At 38.9% G+C, this 20,996-nt stretch carries 15 protein-coding genes and 1 pseudogene; 7 read left to right on the top strand and 9 right to left on the bottom strand.

Annotated features, from left to right (window positions below):
- Positions 1–14: 14 nt before the first annotated feature.
- Positions 15–725: an ATP-dependent Clp endopeptidase proteolytic subunit ClpP gene (gene clpP, locus VB691_RS21170; RefSeq protein ID WP_323293599.1), complete on the top strand. Its 711-nt coding sequence runs from the start codon at positions 15–17 to the stop codon at positions 723–725.
- A gap of 19 nt (positions 726–744) precedes the next feature.
- Here clpP and VB691_RS21165 read toward each other — a convergent pair whose 3' ends face one another.
- Positions 745–1,785 carry a hypothetical protein gene (locus tag VB691_RS21165; protein WP_416245401.1) on the bottom strand — a complete coding sequence of 347 codons (1,041 nt, stop codon included), beginning with the start codon at positions 1,783–1,785 and terminating at the stop codon, positions 745–747.
- Positions 1,786–2,385: 600 nt separating this feature from the next.
- Between VB691_RS21165 and VB691_RS21160 the strand changes: the two are divergent.
- Positions 2,386–4,638 (top strand): annotated as a pseudogene (locus tag VB691_RS21160) (ribonuclease R family protein).
- A gap of 47 nt (positions 4,639–4,685) precedes the next feature.
- The gene (locus tag VB691_RS21155) at positions 4,686–5,483 is read left to right on the top strand and encodes a DUF3153 domain-containing protein (protein ID WP_323293515.1); all 798 of its coding nucleotides are present in this window, start codon (positions 4,686–4,688) and stop codon (positions 5,481–5,483) included.
- A 125-nt stretch (positions 5,484–5,608) separates the two neighbouring features.
- On the opposite strand, the gene VB691_RS21150 is transcribed toward VB691_RS21155, so the two are convergent.
- The 4 genes from VB691_RS21150 to VB691_RS21135 all read right to left on the bottom strand — a co-directional run bounded on the left by VB691_RS21150 (position 5,609) and on the right by VB691_RS21135 (position 12,728).
- Entirely contained in the window at positions 5,609–7,387 is a 1,779-nt protein-coding gene (locus tag VB691_RS21150) for an EAL domain-containing protein (protein WP_323293514.1), read from the bottom strand.
- Positions 7,388–7,484: 97 nt separating this feature from the next.
- A complete protein-coding gene (locus VB691_RS21145) occupies positions 7,485–10,757 on the bottom strand; it encodes a histidine kinase dimerization/phospho-acceptor domain-containing protein (RefSeq protein WP_323293513.1) in 3,273 nt (1,090 codons plus the stop codon).
- A 75-nt stretch (positions 10,758–10,832) separates the two neighbouring features.
- Positions 10,833–11,123 carry a hypothetical protein gene (locus VB691_RS21140; RefSeq protein ID WP_323293512.1) on the bottom strand — a complete coding sequence of 97 codons (291 nt, stop codon included), beginning with the start codon at positions 11,121–11,123 and terminating at the stop codon, positions 10,833–10,835.
- 102 nt (positions 11,124–11,225) lie between these two features.
- Positions 11,226–12,728: a serine/threonine-protein kinase gene (locus VB691_RS21135; RefSeq protein ID WP_323293511.1), complete on the bottom strand. Its 1,503-nt coding sequence runs from the start codon at positions 12,726–12,728 to the stop codon at positions 11,226–11,228.
- Between the two features lie 164 nt (positions 12,729–12,892).
- On the opposite strand from VB691_RS21135, the gene VB691_RS21130 reads away from it, so the two are divergent.
- The 3 genes from VB691_RS21130 (at position 12,893) to VB691_RS21120 (ending at position 14,858) form a co-directional block, all read left to right on the top strand.
- Entirely contained in the window at positions 12,893–13,411 is a 519-nt protein-coding gene (locus tag VB691_RS21130; RefSeq protein ID WP_323293510.1) for an adenine phosphoribosyltransferase, read from the top strand.
- 100 nt (positions 13,412–13,511) lie between these two features.
- Positions 13,512–14,561 carry an ABC transporter permease gene (locus VB691_RS21125; RefSeq protein WP_323293509.1) on the top strand — a complete coding sequence of 350 codons (1,050 nt, stop codon included), beginning with the start codon at positions 13,512–13,514 and terminating at the stop codon, positions 14,559–14,561.
- A gap of 6 nt (positions 14,562–14,567) precedes the next feature.
- Complete coding sequence (locus tag VB691_RS21120; protein WP_323293508.1) at positions 14,568–14,858, top strand: hypothetical protein; 291 nt, start codon at positions 14,568–14,570, stop codon at positions 14,856–14,858.
- Between the two features lie 30 nt (positions 14,859–14,888).
- On the opposite strand, the gene VB691_RS21115 is transcribed toward VB691_RS21120, so the two are convergent.
- The 4 genes from VB691_RS21115 to VB691_RS21100 all read right to left on the bottom strand — a co-directional run bounded on the left by VB691_RS21115 (position 14,889) and on the right by VB691_RS21100 (position 19,464).
- Positions 14,889–16,562, bottom strand: coding sequence for an MBL fold metallo-hydrolase (locus VB691_RS21115; RefSeq protein ID WP_323293507.1), 1,674 nt, complete (start codon positions 16,560–16,562; stop codon positions 14,889–14,891).
- A gap of 82 nt (positions 16,563–16,644) precedes the next feature.
- On the bottom strand, positions 16,645–17,082 hold the full coding sequence (locus VB691_RS21110; RefSeq protein WP_323293506.1) for a helix-turn-helix domain-containing protein: 438 nt from the start codon (positions 17,080–17,082) through the stop codon (positions 16,645–16,647).
- A gap of 201 nt (positions 17,083–17,283) precedes the next feature.
- Positions 17,284–17,406 carry a hypothetical protein gene (locus tag VB691_RS21105; RefSeq protein ID WP_323293505.1) on the bottom strand — a complete coding sequence of 41 codons (123 nt, stop codon included), beginning with the start codon at positions 17,404–17,406 and terminating at the stop codon, positions 17,284–17,286.
- A gap of 126 nt (positions 17,407–17,532) precedes the next feature.
- Positions 17,533–19,464, bottom strand: coding sequence for a cation:proton antiporter (locus VB691_RS21100; RefSeq protein ID WP_323293504.1), 1,932 nt, complete (start codon positions 19,462–19,464; stop codon positions 17,533–17,535).
- 176 nt (positions 19,465–19,640) lie between these two features.
- Between VB691_RS21100 and VB691_RS21095 the strand changes: the two genes are divergently transcribed.
- The gene (locus tag VB691_RS21095) at positions 19,641–20,945 is read left to right on the top strand and encodes an ArnT family glycosyltransferase (protein WP_323293503.1); all 1,305 of its coding nucleotides are present in this window, start codon (positions 19,641–19,643) and stop codon (positions 20,943–20,945) included.
- The last annotated feature ends 51 nt before the right edge of the window (positions 20,946–20,996 follow it).

Below are 20,996 nucleotides of genomic sequence, written 5' to 3'. Positions count from 1 at the left end.
TCCTCTAAACTGGCATTTTTCCATTTTATCGAAAAAATGGGCGAGGAGAGAATGTCAACCATCAGGGAGATAAACTCGCTAAAATCAAAAGAAACACGACAAAAAATAAAGACTCCATGATTCCTACAGTTATCGAAACCTCTGGCCGTGGTGAACGCGCTTTTGATATTTACTCCCGTCTCTTGCGAGAACGTATTGTCTTTCTGGGACAAGAAGTCAGAGACGAGAATGCTAACCTCATTGTGGCCCAGTTGTTATTCCTCGAAGCAGAAGACCCCGATAAAGACATTTACCTCTATATCAATTCTCCTGGGGGTTCTGTTTCTGCGGGACTGGGAATCTTTGATACCATGAATCAAATTCGTCCTGATGTTTCTACGATATGTATTGGACTCGCGGCCAGTATGGGAGCATTTCTCCTCAGTGCAGGGACTAAGGGTAAGCGTATGAGTCTCCCCAACTCTCGCATTATGATTCACCAACCTCTCGGTGGGGCCCAAGGACAAGCGACGGATATTGAAATTCAGGCCAAAGAAATTCTTTATCTCAAAGGACTCTTGAATAGTCATTTAGCCAGTCATACTGGACAATCTTTAGATAAGATTGCTGAAGATACAGAACGGGATTTCTTTATGTCTGCTGAGGAAGCACAGGAATACGGGTTAATTGATCAAGTGATTAACCGTCGTCCTTCAGCAAGTAATCCTCCCGTTGCTGTGGCTTAATTGACACTCTCCCTACTTTCTAAGATGGAGTGGGGAGACTTTCTAAATAATGAAGAAATTCCAGTAATTCTTCATCCGACAGCACTTGACGCGATCGCTTCCCATAAGTTTTTAATAAATATTCTCGACCTTGATCTGTTGTCCATTTTAAACGCTTTAATTCTACATTAGAACGGGCAATAATATCAGAAAAATCTAGGGCTTCTTCTTCTATTTTTGATGCTTCAGATGTTTCTAAAATGGGGAGGGTTTTTGCTTCTATTTCAGGTTCCATGACAGTTTCCACAGGAGAAATAGATGTTTCTTCTACTTCAGGTTCCATGACAGTTTCTACAGGAGAAATAGATGTTTCTTCTACTTCAGGTTTAATAACAGTTTCTACAGGAGAAATAGATGTTTCTTCTACTTCAGGTTTAATAACAGTTTCCACAGGAGAAATAGATGTTTCTTCTATTTCAGGTTCCATGACAGTTTCCACAGTAGAAATAGGTTTTTCTTCTATTTCAGGTTCCATGACAGTTTCCACAGTAGAAATAGATTTTTCTTCTATTTCAGGTTCCATGACAGTTTCAACAGTAGAAATAGATTTTTCTTCAGGGGTTATCGGCTCAACTTTTTGAGAAGTCACAGCAGAATTTGAGGCTTTTTTTGTTGATTTAGAGGAATTTTTTTGAGAAGATAATGATGTTTTAACCTTAGTTGCAACTGATGGTTGCTGCTTTTTTTCTTCTTCTTCTCTGGGATAATTTTTGGGTACTGGTTCCAGTATTTTTTCCTCTGGTTCAACAGAATTTATTGTTTCTTTAAGAGGTGTTTGGGTGGGAGAAACAACAGTTTGAGACGGTTCAATCAACGGCTGATCAAGTTGGAGACTTTCTAAAGCTCGCTCTTTGGCACGTTCTTCTGCTGTTTCAATGGTATCATCTGCCGCTAATCCTGTCCCTAAGATCACACCATCGACTTGTACTAAGGCCCGCACAATATACTTACCATGATTAATGGTGATTAACTCACTAATTAGACTGCCTTGAGGGTATTTGATTCGGAATTGGGTTAGCATCATTGTTTAGTTGTCAGTCTCTACCTGGGGCTTTAAAGTTCTTATGTACTATGTTACAATAAATCCTGGGTAAATTTTAACTTAATTGCCCCGTTAGCTGAATCCACAGGATAAATATTCAGATTGTCCCTTCCCTTGGTAAAATGGGAGATTAGATGAGATTGTAGAGGGAAGCAACCCCAGATTAGTTGATTATCCTAATCTTAAGCAAGGTTAATCTCGAACGAGAGTCGTCCTTTTCAAAGATACAACTCTCACTTTGCTCTTAAGGGGTTACTTCTCATCAACAAAATCCCAGGTTCCGAGAGGCAACGTCATTCATGGTGATGGAATGCCAGCTTAACCCTTCTAGCGAGGTCAAAACTCGAAAGATTCACCCTTGCTAGTCCCATTCAAAAACAGGGTTTAGAGGTGGAAACATCAGGTTAACACTATCAGCAACCTAATGCCCTAATTACAGGGAAATCTTCAGCTTAGATAGGACACCTTCGTAACTTAGGTGTGAAGTTTAAACGAAAGAATTACTCATGATTGACAGAGTGCTGACCTTCCTATCTTCAGACAAACAATGCCAACTCACATTAGTAAGGACTGCTATAGATGGAATTTTCAATCGCTACACTATTGTCCCATTTTAGTGATAACAAATTAGTCGCGGCCAAACTGCTAGAAAAAAAATTAGGGTGTGAAGACAAAGAAAGCCTCGAAAAACTACAAATTATCCTAGAAGCTCTGGAAAATCTGGGAATGTTAGTCAAGGAGAGGGGAAAGTATCGACGAATTCCCGAAGAAAACGTGGTTGAAGCTAAATTGCGCTGTTCTAGTAAAGGGTTTTGTTTTGCCATTCAAGATGAAGAAGATGCGGAAGACATTTATGTCAGAGAAACCCATCTTAGTAATGCTTGGAATGGCGATCGCGTGTTAGTGAGAATCATTAAAGAAGGAACCCGTCGTCGTTCCCCAGAAGGAGAAGTGAGACTGATCCTCGAACGGGCCAACCCTTCCCTTTTAGCTCAGGTCAAAAAAGGAGAGGAAGACTATCGGGCCGTTCCCCTCGACGATCGCTTGTTATTTGAATTAATGCTCGAACAAAATGGGGAAGATTTAGAAAAAGCGGTGGATCATCTGGTTCATGTGTCTGTGGTACGTTATCCTATTGGTGAACATCCTTCTCTGGGACAAGTAACCCGTATTTTAGGCAGTGATGCAGAAGCCGCGGCTGATACGGACATTGTTTGTTGTAAACATGATTTAGTCCAAATCTTCTCAGAGGCGATCACGAAAGCAGCGGCGGCCTTACCCCCAACCTTTGAACCTGAAGAATTAGAAAATAGGGTAGATTGGCGAAAATGCCTAACTTTTACCTTTGTTGAAGATGTTAAAAGAGATTGTCTTCCCTTTGTAGAAACCGCTTTTACCCTAGAAAAAACCGAGGAGCAATATTGACAATTTGGGGTTCATATTGTGGATATAGCCCATTATATTCAACCTGATTCTATTTTAGATAAATCGGCCAAAAAACGCGGCAGCACTGTTTATTTAGGGGAAAAAGTGCTGCCCTTATTTCCAGAAATGGTGATTCAACATTATTCCCTCAAACCTCAACAAGACTGTTTAACTCTATCAGTGATCATGACCTTTGATAAGAATGGTCAATTGATGGAATTTAATCTACAACCCACCGTTATTAATGTTGATTATCAACTAACTTATCAACAAGCTCACACTATTTTATCAAATTTAGATCAGATACCTGAGCAAGAACAAGACTTAACCGAACGACTGAAGCAATTATTCTTTACCCTCAGTCCCCTGGTTAAAGCACAACGGTTACAACGGGGAGGGTTTGAAATCCAATTAGAACCGAGATCTCCCTATCAAGATGAAGCAAGAGTGGGAACAATTATTGCTTCTTCTACGGTTCCTATTCGTTCTTTATTGACCGAATTGATCATTGTTGCTGGAAAATTAGTGGCGGATCATTTATTAGCATTAGAACTTCCAGGGATTTATTGTACCCAATCAGAACCTGATTGGGAAGAATTAGAAGACTTAATCAAATTAGCTCAGAATTTAGGCTTAGATGTGAAGTTAGGCCCGGAAGAACCTATTACCCCTCCAGATTACTACAATTTAACTCAAGCTTTCAGTCAATCTTCTAAGGTGCGGGTATTGAATTATTTGCTCCATGACACCTTAAAATCTTCTAAATATAGTAGTCATCCGGGGCCTCATTTTGGCTTAGCTTATTCTGATTGTTACACTCATTGTGTTTCCCCTGGACAACGTTATACTGACTTATTAATTCAACGGGTCTTAAAATTACTGTTCAGTGAAGGACGCGATCGCCGCACAAAACAATCTAAAACTGGTGTAGATCTTCGCAGTAGTAGTAGTCATGGTAATATTAACTGGAATGTGTTACCTCCTACTATCCAAGAAGAATTAGAAGAAACCTTTCATTTTTTAGTCACCCATCTCAATGATCGAGAAAAGTTAGCAGAAGATGCAGAAAAAGATCTTGACGGGTTAAAAAAAGCTGAGAAAATGAAAGAAAGAACTGGCCAAGTTTTTCGCGGATTAATTACAGGGGTTCAGTCCTATGGTTTCTTTGTAGAAATTGAGGATTTATTCGTAGAAGGGTTAGTTCATGTCAGTTCTCTCAAAGATGACTGGTATGAATATCGGGCCCGTCATGGTTGTTTGGTGGGTCGAAAAAATCGCATTGCCTATCGTTTAGGGGATGAAGTCGAAGTGGAAGTAAAAAGTGTAGACTATTATCGACAACAAATTGATTTAGTCACGGTTGGTGGTGGTAGTGCTGCTACAAGTGATGACTGGGAAGATGATTAATTGTTGTTAATAATTGATCGTTTATAGTTAATAGTTAATAGAGAACCGTGAATCATTCAAAAAACCTCAACCAAACCCCCAAAATAGGATTATTCAGATCCTTATTCCTGCCTCTAGTTATTAGTTTATTAATGGTCTTAACGGGATGTGTCCGTTATGATGTGGGTATCAATTTTAATGAGCAACATCAAGGGGAAATTGTCCAACATATTCGCTTAGCTGAACAGTTGACAAGTTTGAGTCAAACTGAGGCTAATAAATGGTTAGATAGTCTGGAAAGTCGCGCCAAAGAATTAAAAGGAACCGCCAATAAAATTTCTTCAGAGGAGATGATTGTGAGAATTCCTTTTAGTAATGGAAAAGACTTAACTAAAAAATTTAATCAATTTTTTAATCCCAACCCCTCACAGATTTCTCCTGCACTTAAACAAGACAATTCAGAGTTAGTTCAACTCAAAGCAGAGATGTCAATTAAACAAAGTAATTGGCTTTTTGTCGAACAAAATCACCTCAATATTCAGGTTGATTTACGAGCTTTAGGAGTCTTATCTAAACAAGGTAATATTATTGTTAGTCCTGGATCTTTGGTTGATTTAGAGTTTGCTTTAACTACTCCCTGGACTGTTAAAAATTTGCTCAAAAATGGTGAAAGTTTAGACCCTGACTCAACTTTAGTCGATAAAACTATGATTTGGCAACTCCAACCAGGTCAACTAAATACCATTGAAGCATCTTTTTGGGTTCCGAGTTATATTGGTATTGGAACGGTGGGAATTATTGTCTTAATGTTACTGGGATTTTATGCTAAATATCAGCATTTTCCTGGGGTACAAAAAGCAGTTTAATCTGAGAGCTTGCACCTAGCTTAAAAACCTCGATTTTGTATCAAATAGTAAGAAAGTCATGCTTGGTTTGCTGTCTTGAAAAATCGGGGTTTTGTAATTTTTAAATCATGGTGCAAGATCTCAGTTTAAGACAAAAGCTTTTGCGCTTCTTCGGGAGGCAAAGGTCGATTAAAAAAGTAGCCTTGACCTAAATCACAATGTAGCGATCGCAAATATTCTAATTGTTCGTGAGTTTCTATACCTTCAGCGACTACATCCATTTTCAAATTGTGAGCAAGGGTAATAATTGATTGAATAATTTCTAATTTTTCTTCTGGTCTGCCAATACAATTAACAAAAGACCGATCAATTTTCAGAGTATCAACGGGGAAGCGATGAAGATAACTCAAAGAAGAATAACCTGTGCCAAAATCATCGAGACAAATATCAATACATCGTTTTTTTAATTCTGTTAACAAATGGGTGGCAATGGCCGTATTTTCCATTAATAAACTTTCTGTAATTTCTACCTTTAAATTTTGGGGAGTAAGTCCAGTTTTTTTCAGAGTTTCATCAAGTTGTTGAATAATTTCTAAATTTTTCAATTGTTGACTGGATAAATTCACTGCTACCTTCAAAACAGTTGCTTGAGGAAATTGTTTTTGCCACGATTGAATTTGACGACAAACTTGATCAAGAACCATTTGACCAATGGGAATAATTAAGCCTGTATCTTCTGCCACAGGAATAAACTCAACGGGAGAAATAAACCCTTTATGGGGATGTGGCCAACGAATTAAGGCTTCAAAACCCACCAACTTAAGAGGATTTAAAGCCATAATAGGTTGATAATAGACCTGAAATTCTTGTTTCTCAATGGCCTTGCGTAAATCCGTTTCTAAGTCCAATAATTTAAGGGCTTGGATGTGCATCTGTTGATTAAAAATCTCATAGCGTCCTCGTCCCTTTTCTTTAGCGCGGGCCATGGCAATATCAGCATCGCGCAAAATTTCTTCGGCTGATTCATAGGTGGGAAGACTCAAGGCCAGGCCAATACTCGGACTGGTAAAGACGGTTCGTTCTTGCAATTGAAACTCACTGGTTAAGGCTTTTTTGACCTGTTGAGTGATGCGGAGGGCTTCATTTATATCATCAATGGGGTCGAGCAAAATAGCGAATTCATCACCCCCTAAACGGGCTACGGTATCGGCGGAACTGACTAAGTTTTCGAGTTGGCGACTAATCGCAATTAACAGGCTATCGCCAACAGCATGACCATCACTTTCATTAATAACTTTAAAGCGATCAAGATCTAATAATAAAACGGCAAATAAATAATTATTTTCTTCTTGGGATCTTTTACGGGCCCTTTCTACTCGTTCTAAAAATAAGGAACGATTAGGTAATTTTGTCAAGTTATCATGAAGGGCATCATACAATAATTTTTCCTGGGCTTCTTCTAAGTCTAAGGTACGTTCTTTAACTCTTTGTTCCAGTTCTTCATTTAACTTTTGCAGTTGATAACGGGCTTCTTTGAGGGCTAAATGGGTAGAAACTCTGGCGAGGACTTCTTCAAATTGAAAGGGTTTTATAATATAGTCTACGCCGCCAACTTGAAAGGCTTTGATTTTATCGTTGACATCTTGTAAAGCACTTAAGAAGATGACAGGAATATGACAAGTTTCTGGGTTCTTTTTTAGTTGTTGACATACTTCATACCCGTCCAAGTCTGGCATTTTAATATCCAATAAAATTAAGTCAGGGGGCATAGTTTGAGAAGCCATAATTGCCATTTTGCCACTCATTACAGCCCGTACTTTATAACCTTGTTTCTCTAACATTGTTGATAATATACGGAGATTTGTTTGTTTATCATCAACGATCAAAATATTAGCGGGAGGATGTAAAACTGGGGAATTGCTCATGAATTCAAGCTGATTATTTTAAAGCGGTAAACTGCTTAGAAATTTGTGATAACGGTGATTGATTAGTTGCTGTTCAACAATGGAAAATGGACAATTATTAGTTTGTAATTGATGAGTTACTGATCTCCATTATCTGATCAAAATGATAGTTTTGAACGAGATCAGTGATCGCCTTTGATAACATTTCTTGGTCTGGTGGAATTTTCTCCAGGAGTTGTAAAATAAGCTCACCATCTGCTGCTGCTGCGCTTTTATACAGTTGATTAAGCCAGGGTAAGGGCATTCTCTGAATTTGAGTTTTTAAGGTGTGAAGATGAATTGATGGGGTCTTTTTTGGGGGTTTGTTTGATATTAAGCAGTTTTCATAAATGTAACAAACCCCTAAATGTTGAGCAATCTTTTCTAAAATAATTGATTCAGAAAAGGGTTTACTAACAAAATCATCACACCCGACAGCTAAGATAGCATCCCGTTCTTCAGCAAAAACACTGGCAGTGAGAGCGATAATCTTTGTGTGTGGTTGTTGTTCTACTTGTCCCATTTTAGCTCTAATTTGTCGGGTTGCTTCATAACCGTCCATGATAGGCATTTGCAAATCCATCCAAATCAAATGAGGATGCCAAGTTTCCCAGAGTTTAACCCCTTCTTGCCCATTGTTGGCTTCTCGGACTTCAAAACCCAGAGGTTGCAGAAAATTCAATAATACTTGTCGATTACTGCGAAGATCTTCAATAATTAAAATGCGATAAGATGGTTGGTCGGGGGCTAATCTCTTTACTTTTCCCTTAGAGAGTAAAGCCGGGTAGTCTTGTCGGGCAGGGATTTCAACAGGTAAACTAAAATGAAAAATACTGCCACCTGTGAGGGGACAACTTACCCTTAATTGACTGCCCATTAAATTGACAAAATGATGACTAATAGCTAACCCTAAGCCTGTTCCTTCTTGACTTTTACGACCTAATTCTGTTTGGAAAAATGGGTTAAATAAATTGGGTGCTTCTTCAATATTAATGCCTGGCCCTGTGTCTTCTATTTCAAAGAGAAGATGGGTGATATTTTTTTGTTCTAAGTGATCTTCTGAAATTTTTTGAACATTTAATCGGACTTGTCCTCTCAGGGTAAATTTAATGGCATTACCGAGTAAATTAATTAAAATTTGTCGTAATTTTGCTTCATCTGCAATAATTTGTTGGGGAACATTGGTGCCAATTATTACTAATAATTCTAAGCCTTTAGCTTCAGCTTTTAATTGAAACATTAGGGCTAAAGTTTGCACCAGACTATGAAGATTTACATTACTTAAATAGATGGTAATTTGTCCAGATTCAATTTTTGCCATATCTAAAATATCTCGAATTAAGCTTAATAAATGCTCTCCACTTTTGTTAATAATTTCCAGATATTCTTGTTGGTCAGGATTCAAATTTGGGTCATTACTAAGCAGTTGACTAAACCCTAAAATAGCATTGAGAGGGGTTCGTAATTCGTGACTCATGTGGGCTAAAAATTGGCTTTTTGCTTGACTGGCAGCTTCAGCAGCATTTTTCGCTTTTTGTAGTTGATTAAGTAATTCAGATTGTTGTATTGCTAATCCTAATTGATTGCCAATATGTTTTAATAATTTTATTTCTGAGGAATGCCAATGACGGGGGCCAGAATTTTGATAACAGCCTAATAGTCCCCATAGTTTATTATACACAAAAATACTTACAATAATATAAGCTTTTGCTTGAAATTGTTCGAGTAAATCTAGATGACATTGTTGATATCCCACGGCATAAATATCATTAACTGCCAATGTTTTATTATTTTGATAACGTCCCCCTTGGTTTTCTTGTAAATAAGTATCTTGCCAAACTTTTTTAATGTTATCTCCCACTAAAATAACCCATTTTTCACCCACAGACTCGGCAATAAATTCCCCACTCCAATCAGCATTAAATTGATATACCGCCACGCGATCGCATTGCAAAACATCACGGGTTTCGGTAATTGCATCTTGAAGAATGATATCAAGTTCAAAACTCTGATGAATTTTGTCTGTAATCTTATTTAGAGTTTGTTCTTCCAATAAGGTTTTGCGTAATTCTTCTTCCATTTGTTTCCGTTCTGTAATATCTAGTCCCACTGCTTGTATTTCTTTGAGTTGACCTATTTCGTCAAAAATACCTCGATTTGTCCACTGTTGACAGCAGATTTTTCTTTGATAGTTTATTACACAATGTTCATGAATTACCAAAGGGTTTTGGACATTTAATTGAGCCAAATTATTCATAACAATTTGTTGTTCTTTCTTGGGAATAAAAAGCAAAAAACTATTATTAATAAGATCTTCATATTGTTTGCCAAAGTAACGACAGTAAGCTTGATTAACAAAGGTTAAAGTACCATCGGGCAAAAACCGACAGATCAATTCTGTTTGATCTTCTACAATGCCACGATAACGAGCTTCACTTTCTTTTAAAGCCTTTTGTGTTTGTTTAAGAAGATAAAAAGGCCTGAGAGAATAATGTCGCCATAATGCCATAATAATAATCGTTAATACTAATATAATGGTAGCGACCCACAGTAAACGGGAGACTGTCCAAAAACCAGGAGTAGGGTGATACCAATAATTATAAATCTTTAGATAATCTGGAGAATTAATTAAGCTGATAACGGCTGACTCTAAACGTTGATGAAGTCTAGTGTCTTTTCGCTGAACAGCTATTCCCCTCTGCACTTCTTTTAAAGAGGGTTCTAACATTCTGAGGCGATAATCAAGAGAGATAGCTTGAGCCAAATAAATTAAAGGTTTCTCAGGATAGGCAACAGCTTCAACGTCCCCTGATAATAAATCAAATAAGGCGTGTTCAGGGGAATCAAAAATTTCTAATTTGATGTTTTTATGTTTTTCTAGTTGATTAATTGCTTCATTTCCTTGCACCACGGCCACTGTAAACCCCGACAAATCTTCAAGACGGGTAATCTGTTTTTTTTCCCGCAAGACAAAGACACAAATCTTAAGAGTTTCAATTGGGGTTGTATAGCTAAATTGTTGCGCTCTAGTCGGGGTAATGCCTAAACTGGGAATGAGATCAACAACGCCAGTTTCTAAGGCGGTAACGGCTTCTGCCCAAGTATCTTTGATCTTATATGTTACTTGGAGGTTAGCCCGTTGAGCCACTGCTTCCATGATATCAATGGCGAAACCTTCGGGGTTCCCCTCCTTATCAACGGAATAAATCGGGGGAAAATAGCGGGGGACGGCAGCAGTAACCCTTAAGGGCTTTTCTGGAGGGGATGAGGTGGCCAAAACGATCATGTTAGTCGTCAGTATCAACAACCCTAGGATGAGAATTTTCCGCCAATTTAGGTAAATATTCGCCACGCTGATTGATTCCCTCTCAAGTTGCTCCTTTCTTATTGTTCCACAGAATCTTTTTGAACTCTCTCTGAGTTTTAATCAATTTTCGGGTAAGTCCCCAATTCCTGTAATAGCATCTAAAACTACTTCTAGCTTGGCTTGTAGTTGATTAAATTGATGTTCCATACGGTCTAAGCGTAATTCTATTCGGTTAAAACGGTTATCCATCTGGTCAAAACGGGTATCTATATGACTTTCTAAAACGGAAAAAGCTTGGCTAATTCGTCCGTCTGGTTCAATATCTAATTCAAGGGTTTTAATCCGTTCAGCAGCGTTAGCTAACTGCCTTCTTAGCTGGTTTATATATTTGTTTTGTTCCTGTTCACTCATGGATTAAACTCCTGTTAGATATATTTTTTCAATTTCCCCTAGTAACAGTTAGGGGATTACGTTTAAGTTTAGCTCAAGAATAAAGAGTGATCGTCATCCGATTTAAGTTAACCAATCTTGAATTTCTTTAGCTAACCAAAGGGCTTCATCTTTATTCAATTTATCCCCTAAAACATAAATCATCTTTCTGGTATTGATACTAACTTTATATTGATTGACCATTTGATGAATAAAGACTCCCACAATATTGTTAACTGTTTCCTCATTTTGATAATATTCAAGACCTAAGATTTTTTCTTGTATCTTCAAGTTTTCTTGATCAAGTCGTAAACAAGTTTTGCCACCAATTCCCCTAATTGAATAGGTAGCAATTAACCCAGAAATTGTCACAAAACTAAGACCTCCCATGATTTCTAAGGAAGCAACAATAAACCCAGGATTTTTTAGCAAAATTCCCGTCATAATTAAAGAACAAGGTGCTAAGAATAAACCATAAATAATGATTGTTAAAATTAACTGCTTACTGGTTAAGCTTCCATCTTGTAAAAATGCTCTAGTTCCCCATAATTGCTTTAAGCTTCTTAGTCGGGGAGTCGGTAGATAAATTTTCAATTCTTGCTCTGATTTATCTAGTTTAATCCGAGTATTAAGGGGATATTTGGTAATGATACTATTTTGATTTTCGCCCTCACTATTTTCTTGATAAAATTGACTTTTTTGGAGTTCTTCTAATGCTTTCCTTGCGGTTTGATAACGATTAGAAATGTTAATTTCTGTCATTTTTTTCAACCAGGTTTTTAAGGAAGCTTTCAACCTGACTTTATCTTCAAAGATGATTTGATAATCTTGATTATGTAAATCCGTTGGATAAATTCCCGTTAAAACATGAATTAATGTTGCTCCTAAAGCATATAAATCAGAAGATGGAACTGCTTTGCCCCAAAACTGTTCTAAGGGTGTATAACCACTTGTTCCCACCACAGTAAAGGTAATATTTGTCCCCGAAGTTTGTGATTGTACTGCGCCAAAATCAATTAAATAAATATTATTGTCATCCCCTAAAATCAAGTTGCTGGGTTTAAGATCTCTATGTAAAACAGGTGGATTTAATTCATGTAAATAAATTAGTATTTTCAGAACTTCTTGACCAATAGTGCGAATTCTTTTTTCTGAAAAATGTTCTCCTTTTTCCAACAATTCTTGTAATGAATCTCCAGGAATATAATCTTCAACCAACCCAAACCAAGGAACATCTAACCCTGCTTCTTGGTCAATTTCAAAATAGTTTTGATAACGAGGAATATAAGGATGATCTAAAGATTGCAAAACTTGGGCTTCTCGTTCAAATAGTTTAAATTGTTCCCATTCCATTTGGGGACTAAAGGCCAATAATTTAACCGTAACTTTTTGATAAATTTTAGGACTAAACAGTTTATTTAACCGATAAATCCAATTTAACCATAGCCAATTTTTTGGGTTTTGAGATGATACTTCAATAGGAGAAGCTAAATCATCCGCCAACCAAGTTTGATGTCCCATTGCGGTATTTCCTAGGGGTTTTAAAAGTTGATACCGCTTAACAAGAATATCCCCAACTTGAAACATGATAGGTCAATATAAAAAGAGCAACAGGGATTCTATTCTATACTAACAGCAGACTTGATTGAATTGGGTTTTTCTCTTAACATAATGCAGAAAATTGATAAATTTGATGTCCTAGTAGGAAAACTAATATATAATCGATAGAGAAATATTATGAGTAAGAATTCATGGATCTTAAAGCTCTAATTCGTGATATCCCTGACTTTCCTAAACCTGGCATCATCTTTCGAGACATTACCACCTTACTCGGTGATGCAGAAGGATTACGCTACACTATAGATACTTTAACCCAAAAGTGCCAAACAGCTAACTTATCCCCTGATTATGTAGTAGGAATGGAGTCTCGCGGGTTTTTGTTTGGTGTACCTTTAGCTTATCAACTCAAGGCAGGGTTTATTCCTGTGCGTAAACCAGGGAAACTTCCTGCCCCAGTGCATCAAGTAGAATATGAGTTAGAGTATGGCACAGATAAGCTAGAAATTCATCAAGATGCCTTAGAAAATCATCATAGTGTTTTAATTGTTGATGATTTAATGGCAACGGGAGGAACAGCAAAAGCAACAGCAGAATTGTTAGAAAAAATTGGTTGTAAAGTGTTAGGATTTGCCTTTATTATTGAGTTAAAAGCTTTAGAAGGCCGTCAAAAACTACCTGATCTTCCTATTATTACATTAGTAGAGTATTAAGCATGAATAAGTTATCATTGTAGTCAAATTATCATGATAAACCCTCAGCTTCCTCCAGAAATTTATCGATAAATAATTGATAACAAAGCAGATTAAAACTATGACTCAAACTCATTCTTCTCAATTTAATCAACCTTTAAATAGATTACAAAACTTATTAGATAGTGAAACAATTTTCTACATTGTTAAACGAGTTTTACAAGGACTTTTAACAATCTTACTAGCATCAATTCTAAGTTTTATTATTATTCAACTTGCCCCTGGTGACTATCTAGATATCTTAAAACAAAATCCAAAGATTTCCCCAGAAACCATTAAGCAATTAAATACTATATATCAGTTCGATAAACCTTGGCATATCCAATACTGGCGATGGTTAGTGCAAGTGGTTACTCACTTTAATTTTGGCTACAGTTTTGTTTATAATCGTTCTGTTTCCTCCTTGTTAATAGAACGAATTATGGCCACTTTACTATTAGCAATTTCTTCAATTATTATCACCTGGTTAATTGCGATACCTCTAGGAATTTTAAGTGCAGTTAAACAAGGTAGTTGGACAGACAGAATTTTACGAGTTATTAGTTATTTCGGCCAAGGATTTCCGAGTTTTATAACTGCCTTAATTTTGCTAATTTTAGCTCAATATTTATCCCCATTATTTCCGGTGGGTGATATGACCAGTTTAAATCATGCAGAATTGTCTCCCCTTGGTAAAATATTAGATATTGGTTGGCACATGATCTTACCAACCATTGCCTTAAGTATTACCAGTTTTGCCGGGTTAATGCGGTTAATGCGGGGACAAATGTTAGATGTTATGCGACAAGATTATATCCAAACTGCAAGGGCCAAAGGATTACCCGAAGATAAAGTAATTTATGTTCATGCCTTACGAAATGCCATTAACCCCTTAATTACCCTATTGGGATTTGAATTTGCTAGTTTATTAGGAGGGGCATTTATTGCTGAATTTTTCTTTAATTGGCCCGGTTTAGGACGGTTAATTTTACAAGCAGTTACGGCCCAAGATATTTACTTAGTTATGGGAAGTTTAACTATGGGTGCTACGATGTTAATTGTGGGGAATTTATTAGCTGATTTATTATTAAAAGCGGTTGATCCTCGCATTAAGTTGGAGAATCTGGAATAAGATAATATGCTGTCACAACTCCACTATTTAGTGCGTTCTAAGGTTGATGGAAAATATTTAGTTGCTCGACTTAATCAAGGGGAAGATCAAGCCCCTCTCAGCTATTTATTGGTGTTTCAGGAGGATTTTGATGCTTTGAGTTATCTTAATACTCATGGCTCAGATGTCAGCGATCGCTTTGTGGTAGAATCCACTTCAGGAACCCAATTAAAAGGGGTTTTACAACGCTGGGGATTTCAAGGTATTGGCTTAGTGAAAGATCCTTTGTTACCAAAAATTGAGTTTTTATCCATTTAATTAAAGTTAATAAATTTTAGGAAGAAGTAATTATTCATTATTAATTGGTGAATCTTCTTCTTGATCTACGGGTTCAAAAACCGGACAAAAACCCTCTGGTGTCACCTTAAACCCATAAAGAGGTGATTGAGAATTCCAACATTTTTGGCCCCGATAATGACGACAGGTTAAACAACAATCTAAATCATTAACTACTCTATTAGAATTACTTTGGCTTAAAAGTTCCCGCTGAGACACTCCGCGCAAAACCAACTCATCCCCTTGCCAACGGGCTTCAATTAGCCCTGTATCCGCAAAATAACGCCAATGGGGGTCTTTAAGGATAGTTTGGGGTAAAGTAATCGTAATATTAGTTTCTAACTCATTTAATTCTCCCTCATAACTGCTCGGAGAAGGAGCAGCAGGTTGAATAAACTTATCCCCAAGAGGAAGTTCAACCAATTTACCCGCAGAAGGAAGATGAAGTTGATAACGATTTTGCAGTTCTTCTAAGCTCGTTAAATCCGTTAAATTAATGGGAGAACCATGAACAAAAAGAATATGTTGAGGGCGTAAATTATGAATTAACTGTGTTGTATTGCGTCCATCACTATGTTCCGCTAAAAGATAGGATTCAGAATGAATTGAATGGCCCTGCATGAAGGTAACAATTTCCGGTGATTCATCCGTCTGTCCCTCATTCGGTGCCGCAGGAATCAGCATCACCCATGAGCCTAACATTAAATAACCTTCATCATAAAGGGCCATCACATCATCCGTTAAAACAATGCAAGGGGTTTCCCCTAATTTACCCCGTTGTTGAGGGGTTAAACGACGTAAACGGGGACAAATGCGCTCATCCCAAAATAGGGGTTGATGTTTGGCAAAATTCTGGACGGATAAAGGAAATTCTGGTAATAAATCTAAATAGCGATCGCAAGCATTGGCCACTTGGCCATCAACCCAAATATCTAAGTCTTGTCCTGTAAATTGATGATGAGAGCGCAATAATTTAAGAATTTCCTGGCCTAACCCTAATCTTGGTACAGGTAACACCACACGATAACCACGGGTTAAACACTCATTAATGCGCTGCATGAGGTGTTTTTCTTGCTGACGACGGTGGGGATGACGAGTAGTGCCATAAGTCCCCTCAATGATTAACACATCAGGGGACAGCCCCCGCAACCCTTCCACCGATAACCCTTCGACTAGCTGAAGATTGGAGAGGGAAAAGTCCCCAGTATAAAACAGTTTATAGATTCGTTGAGGGGTTTGGTAGCTGAGGAGAATGGCCGCTGCCCCTGGTAAATGACCGGCCCGAAATAATTGTACTGTTAAATTTTTAAATAACTCAACCGACGTTCCCCAGGGCAAAACTTGACAGAAATCCTCTGTTTTGAGGGGCCCTTTTTCTGGCCAGTTGAGGGGCAGCAGTTGCCCTGTTACCTCGCTGGCATAAATAGGCAACTTGGGGAATGCTTGGTGTAGTGCCATTAAACCCCTGGCATGGTCAGGGTGAGCATGACTACAAAATACAGCATCTGCCGGAGGTTGAGATGGGGTAAGTAAGGGGTCAAGATTGTTTAAACCACAATCTAACAGGAATCGATAGGGGCCCATCTGTACCTGTAAACAAACCCCTTCTTGACCATGACCAACCCCATAGGGCAAACAGGATAAATGGGTTGGACTATGCTCAGTGCTTGGGGGATGTTGAATCATCGGCTTTTTCCGTCAGCCATTGAACGGGTTTAATTCAGTATCAAGGATAACAAAGCTCTTCAATATTAACTAAAAACGACTATCAAGCAGCAAACATTCGCGCAATTACTCGGATATCTGGCTCAACTTCCACCCAAACTCTGGCACCACATCCCTTAGCTTTATCAGGGGAATACATCACCTTGCAACTGCCGAGAATCTCCGCTTCATGACACCGAATTGTCCGACTGCCGCGATGAATGGTGATTACAGCTTCTGGATGTTCCTTATTAATATTTTTTTGAAGCAGCTTGGTATTCACGTGAATATAGGTGGCCACTCGTTGAGGACGTTTGCGCCATGTTCCTTGAGGCCCTCGCGTCCCAGGAACAATTTTAGGCATATCGTCATATAGGGGGATACGCCAGAACCTTCCTTGTTTAAAGGCTCCTTCTATTCTCCCCTCAGCTAAGAGTTGGCGAACCCGTTGTTGACATATACCTAGAAGAGATGCTGCTTTTATTGTTCCCACATATTCCATATCATTACCCTAGCACTATAGTTTTTTTTTGAGTTTAACAAAGATTTTTTTGTCCAGCAATTTACCTCATTTACCGAAAATTTGGGTTTAAAGCCTCCCCCTTTTAGGGGGACTTTATCTTTCTTTAAACAAGTTGAAAAGTGAACAATCCCGTTATCGCTCCTTTCCTAGCTATAACGGGAGATTAATAAAAAACCTTTATTAATGGGCTGAACCGTTGCCATCATAATTATCTGAGTCATAAAAGCCGTTTTTTGTGCCAAAAAAGAGACAAGACACGATAAACAGACCAGTTAGGATTACCAGAATTAATTTAACATCCATGATTAATGCGCTCCTCACTTGAGTATCTTCTAGGTTAGCAGTTTGTGATTGGAGGTACAATTACTATTATTGAACCTGTTCATTGGTTATGGAGCTATTTCAACCGAAATATTTAACAAAATTGTCCTAAATATTAGGAGTTACAGAATCTGGTATAGGTTGTTCCACAGGCGAAGCAATGGGGACTTCTTCCACTTCTGGCAATGCTTCAGCCACCAACTCACGGGAAAGCTGAACACCCCCTGACAGCCGTTTTAGGAGTTTGGGACGAGGATCATGTAACAGATAAATAATTTCATCCCCTACTTGCCAATCTTGCGCCGCTTTGACCACTTGTAAACTACCTTGTCGTTTCACCAAGAGGGGTAAGATTTCTCCCGTCCGAATTAAGGCTTGAAAATGAGCTTGTTGTAAAGAGAGTCCCTGTTCTTTCAAACAGGTTTTACCTAACTTGATTTGTCCTTCCGTAAGATATTGATTCCAGGTTTTAATTAACTGTTGGTCTACAAAGGCTGAATTAACTTTAGTTTTGTTGGTGGCAGTGTTTTGTCCAGTATTGCTCGGAAATACGGCAAAAACCCTTGGCGGTTGAAATTCCTCAACGGCCCTTTGGGCTAACACAAGATTAACTTCTCCATTACTGGTGAGGGCCATAAAGGTTCCCATGGAATCAATGCCAGCTTCTTCCAAGACATCCGTATCCAGTCCACTACTTTGAAATACAGGTAAGCCTTCGGCCTTGGCTTGATCACAGGCTTCGGGGTCAGTATCAATTAAAACCACTGATTCCCCTTGTTGTTGAAAGAGTCGCCCCATTAACCGTCCCAGAGCATTACAACCGATAATTACCGCCCCTGTCGCTTCTAGGGAGTTAATTTTTAAACCCTTGGCTACCCACCGGGCCGATAACCCTTGGATAAACACGGTCATCATGATAGTTAAGAAGACTAACGCTTTAATAGAATCTCCCCCATTAATGCCATTTTTGGTGAGTAAGATGGCAAATAAAGAGGCAACAGAAGCCGAGACAATTCCCCTAGGGGCAATCCAAGCTAAAAAGAGTTTTTGTCGCCAATGAAGGTCACTATTAATGGTACAGAAGGCAACACTAATGGGGCGTACCACCCACATTAAGGTGAGGACAGTCCAGATGCTGCCCCATCCCAAGGCAAAAATACTATCAATTGACAAATCTGCCGCTAAGAGAATAAATAGCACCGAAACACAGAGGACGGTGAGTTGCCCTTTAAACCGTCTTAATAACCGTTCTTCGGGAATGGATGATGCTCTCACGACAATACCAGCTACTACCGTGGCCATTAACCCTGATTCACTGCGACTCAGTTGCGCTAAACCAAATAAGCCCCAAACCCCCGCTAACACCACGAGGTTTTTTAGATCTTCTGATAAAAAGTTAGTATTTTTGAGGATAAAGCCGAGTAATGCCCCACTAACTCCCCCAATAACTGCCCCTATGCCAAACCGGAGGAGTAACCCGCTAAAGATTTCTAAGGGACTAGCATTACTATTGAGGATGGTATCTAAGACCACCACTGCTAAAATTGCCCCCACCGGGTCGATTAGCACTCCCTCACTTTCGAGTAAGGTGGCGACTTTGCGATCAACTTGAACTTGTTTGAGGAGAGGACTGATCACCGTTGGGCCAGTGACTACAACTAAGGCCGCATAGAGAAAGGCAATTGACCAAGGAAATTCTGCTAACCAGTGGGCTGCCATTCCTCCACCAATCAGGGTAATGAGCGTCCCAAAGGTGACTAAATTACGGAGACTGCCGGAAACTCTGCCTAAATCCCGTAATTCTAAGTTTAACCCCCCTTCAAATAGGATAATGGCTACAGACAGAGCCACCAGAACTTCTAATCCGACTCCTAGTTCATGGGGATGGAGCAAATTGAGCATATCCGAACCTAGCAAAATACCAAACAGCAGTAAAAAAACAATGCTCGGTACTTTGAAAAATTCAGCAGTCACTTGGGCGCTGATGCCTGCAAGCACAGTCATCACAATTTGCAGCGTGAGTTCAAAGGATACTTCCATAGGCTTATTGAAGGCAGACACTTTCTACCAGTGTACTTGCTTCCCAATAACCTCCAAAATTAGTTAAGAACAGAATCAATTTGAGCTAGAAATTATAAAGTTAAAAGAGCGAGAATTTACCCTTGGGGATTTCTTTTGCTATTTTAACATTTAGCCTTTCTTGATCGCCTCTTAAGATGAATCCTTTAACTTTTACTTGGTATCCCTCTAAACCTCTACGTCATCGCCGTCTATCTTGGGGCAATATTTTGTCTTGGGGGGGCTTATTTGGCGCAGCTTTAATTTTACTGGTTTGTAACCTAGATAGTACCCCTTTATTGCCTCAAGAGCTTATCTTGGCTCAAGTCGCTCAAGAAATGACTCAAATGCCTTTTTGGTCAGGAGATTGGCTCTTTCCCACTTTACAGGGCCAAGCTTATCATCAACAACCCTTTCTTGGCTTACTTTTTTTGGCGATCGCAACTCATTGGGGCGGGGTTGACGGATGGATGATTCGTCTGCCTGGAGCTATGTTCGCGGCGGTTTCTGTGCCGCTATTATATGGGTTGGCCAGGGAAATTTTTGCCTCTTGGTTAGGGGCTTTATTTTCTGCCTTAATTTATCTAACTTTGTTTCCAGTAATTTACTGGGGAAGGTTGGCTTTGTTCGATGGATTTATTTTATTTTGGGTGATTTTAACGGTTTTTTGTGGCTTGCGATCGCGTCGGGATTTTCGTTGGTCTTTGGGGTTAGGCTTAAGTTTGACGGGGTTATTATTGACCCAAGGACTAATTGGCCTGTTATTGGGGGTAGTATTGTTAATTTTTCTGGCTTGGGATACTCCCCGTCTCTTGAGTTGTGGCTATTTTGTCTTAGGGATAATTTTGGGGGTTTTGCCAGCCCTAACTTGGTATTGGATGCAATGGTTGGTTTATGGACAGCCGGCCATTCAAGCCCTATTGTGGCCAGAGACGGCCCTTGATAGGGGCAATGTTTTCCCCCTGTTGGGCTTCTATCCTTTAGTGGTGTTAACCTCTGCTTGGCCTTGGTTAATCTTTGCTTGGACTGGGGGACAATGGGCCTGGCAGTCCCTGACTTGGGGATGGGCTAAGTTAATTTTAGTCTGGGGAGGAGGTTATTTAGGCATGATTTGTCTATTGCCCCTCGCTCAAATGACTTATTTGCTGCCTTTTTATCCCCCTTTAGCTTTGGCAGGAGGCATGGTGTTAAGGGAGGCATCCCAGTGGCCTGACGATCGCCCTTATCCTCAATGGTGGAGCTTAATTTTATATAGTTTATCGGGAGGATTTAGTTTATTAGGGTTAAGCATCTGGCTCAATTTTCCCCTAGATTTTACTTTACTTCCCTATGGTTTGTCGTTGCTCCTGACTTTAGGGGCGATCGCTCTTACTTTTTGGGTAACAGCTTTTCTGATTAATCGACGAAATCCCCAATTTATAGCTATTTTATTGTGGGGGATGTATGTTAGTTCACTCTTTTGAGTTCTCCAGGGGTTAAAACGCCCTGGATTCTTAAAGGTTGTTACGAAGCGC

The organism is Crocosphaera sp. XPORK-15E (assembly GCF_034931425.1).
GTDB lineage: Bacteria > Cyanobacteriota > Cyanobacteriia > Cyanobacteriales > Microcystaceae > UHCC-0190.
Note: the sequence above shows the minus strand (reverse complement) of the source record. Positions and strands in the feature narration are given on the sequence as shown.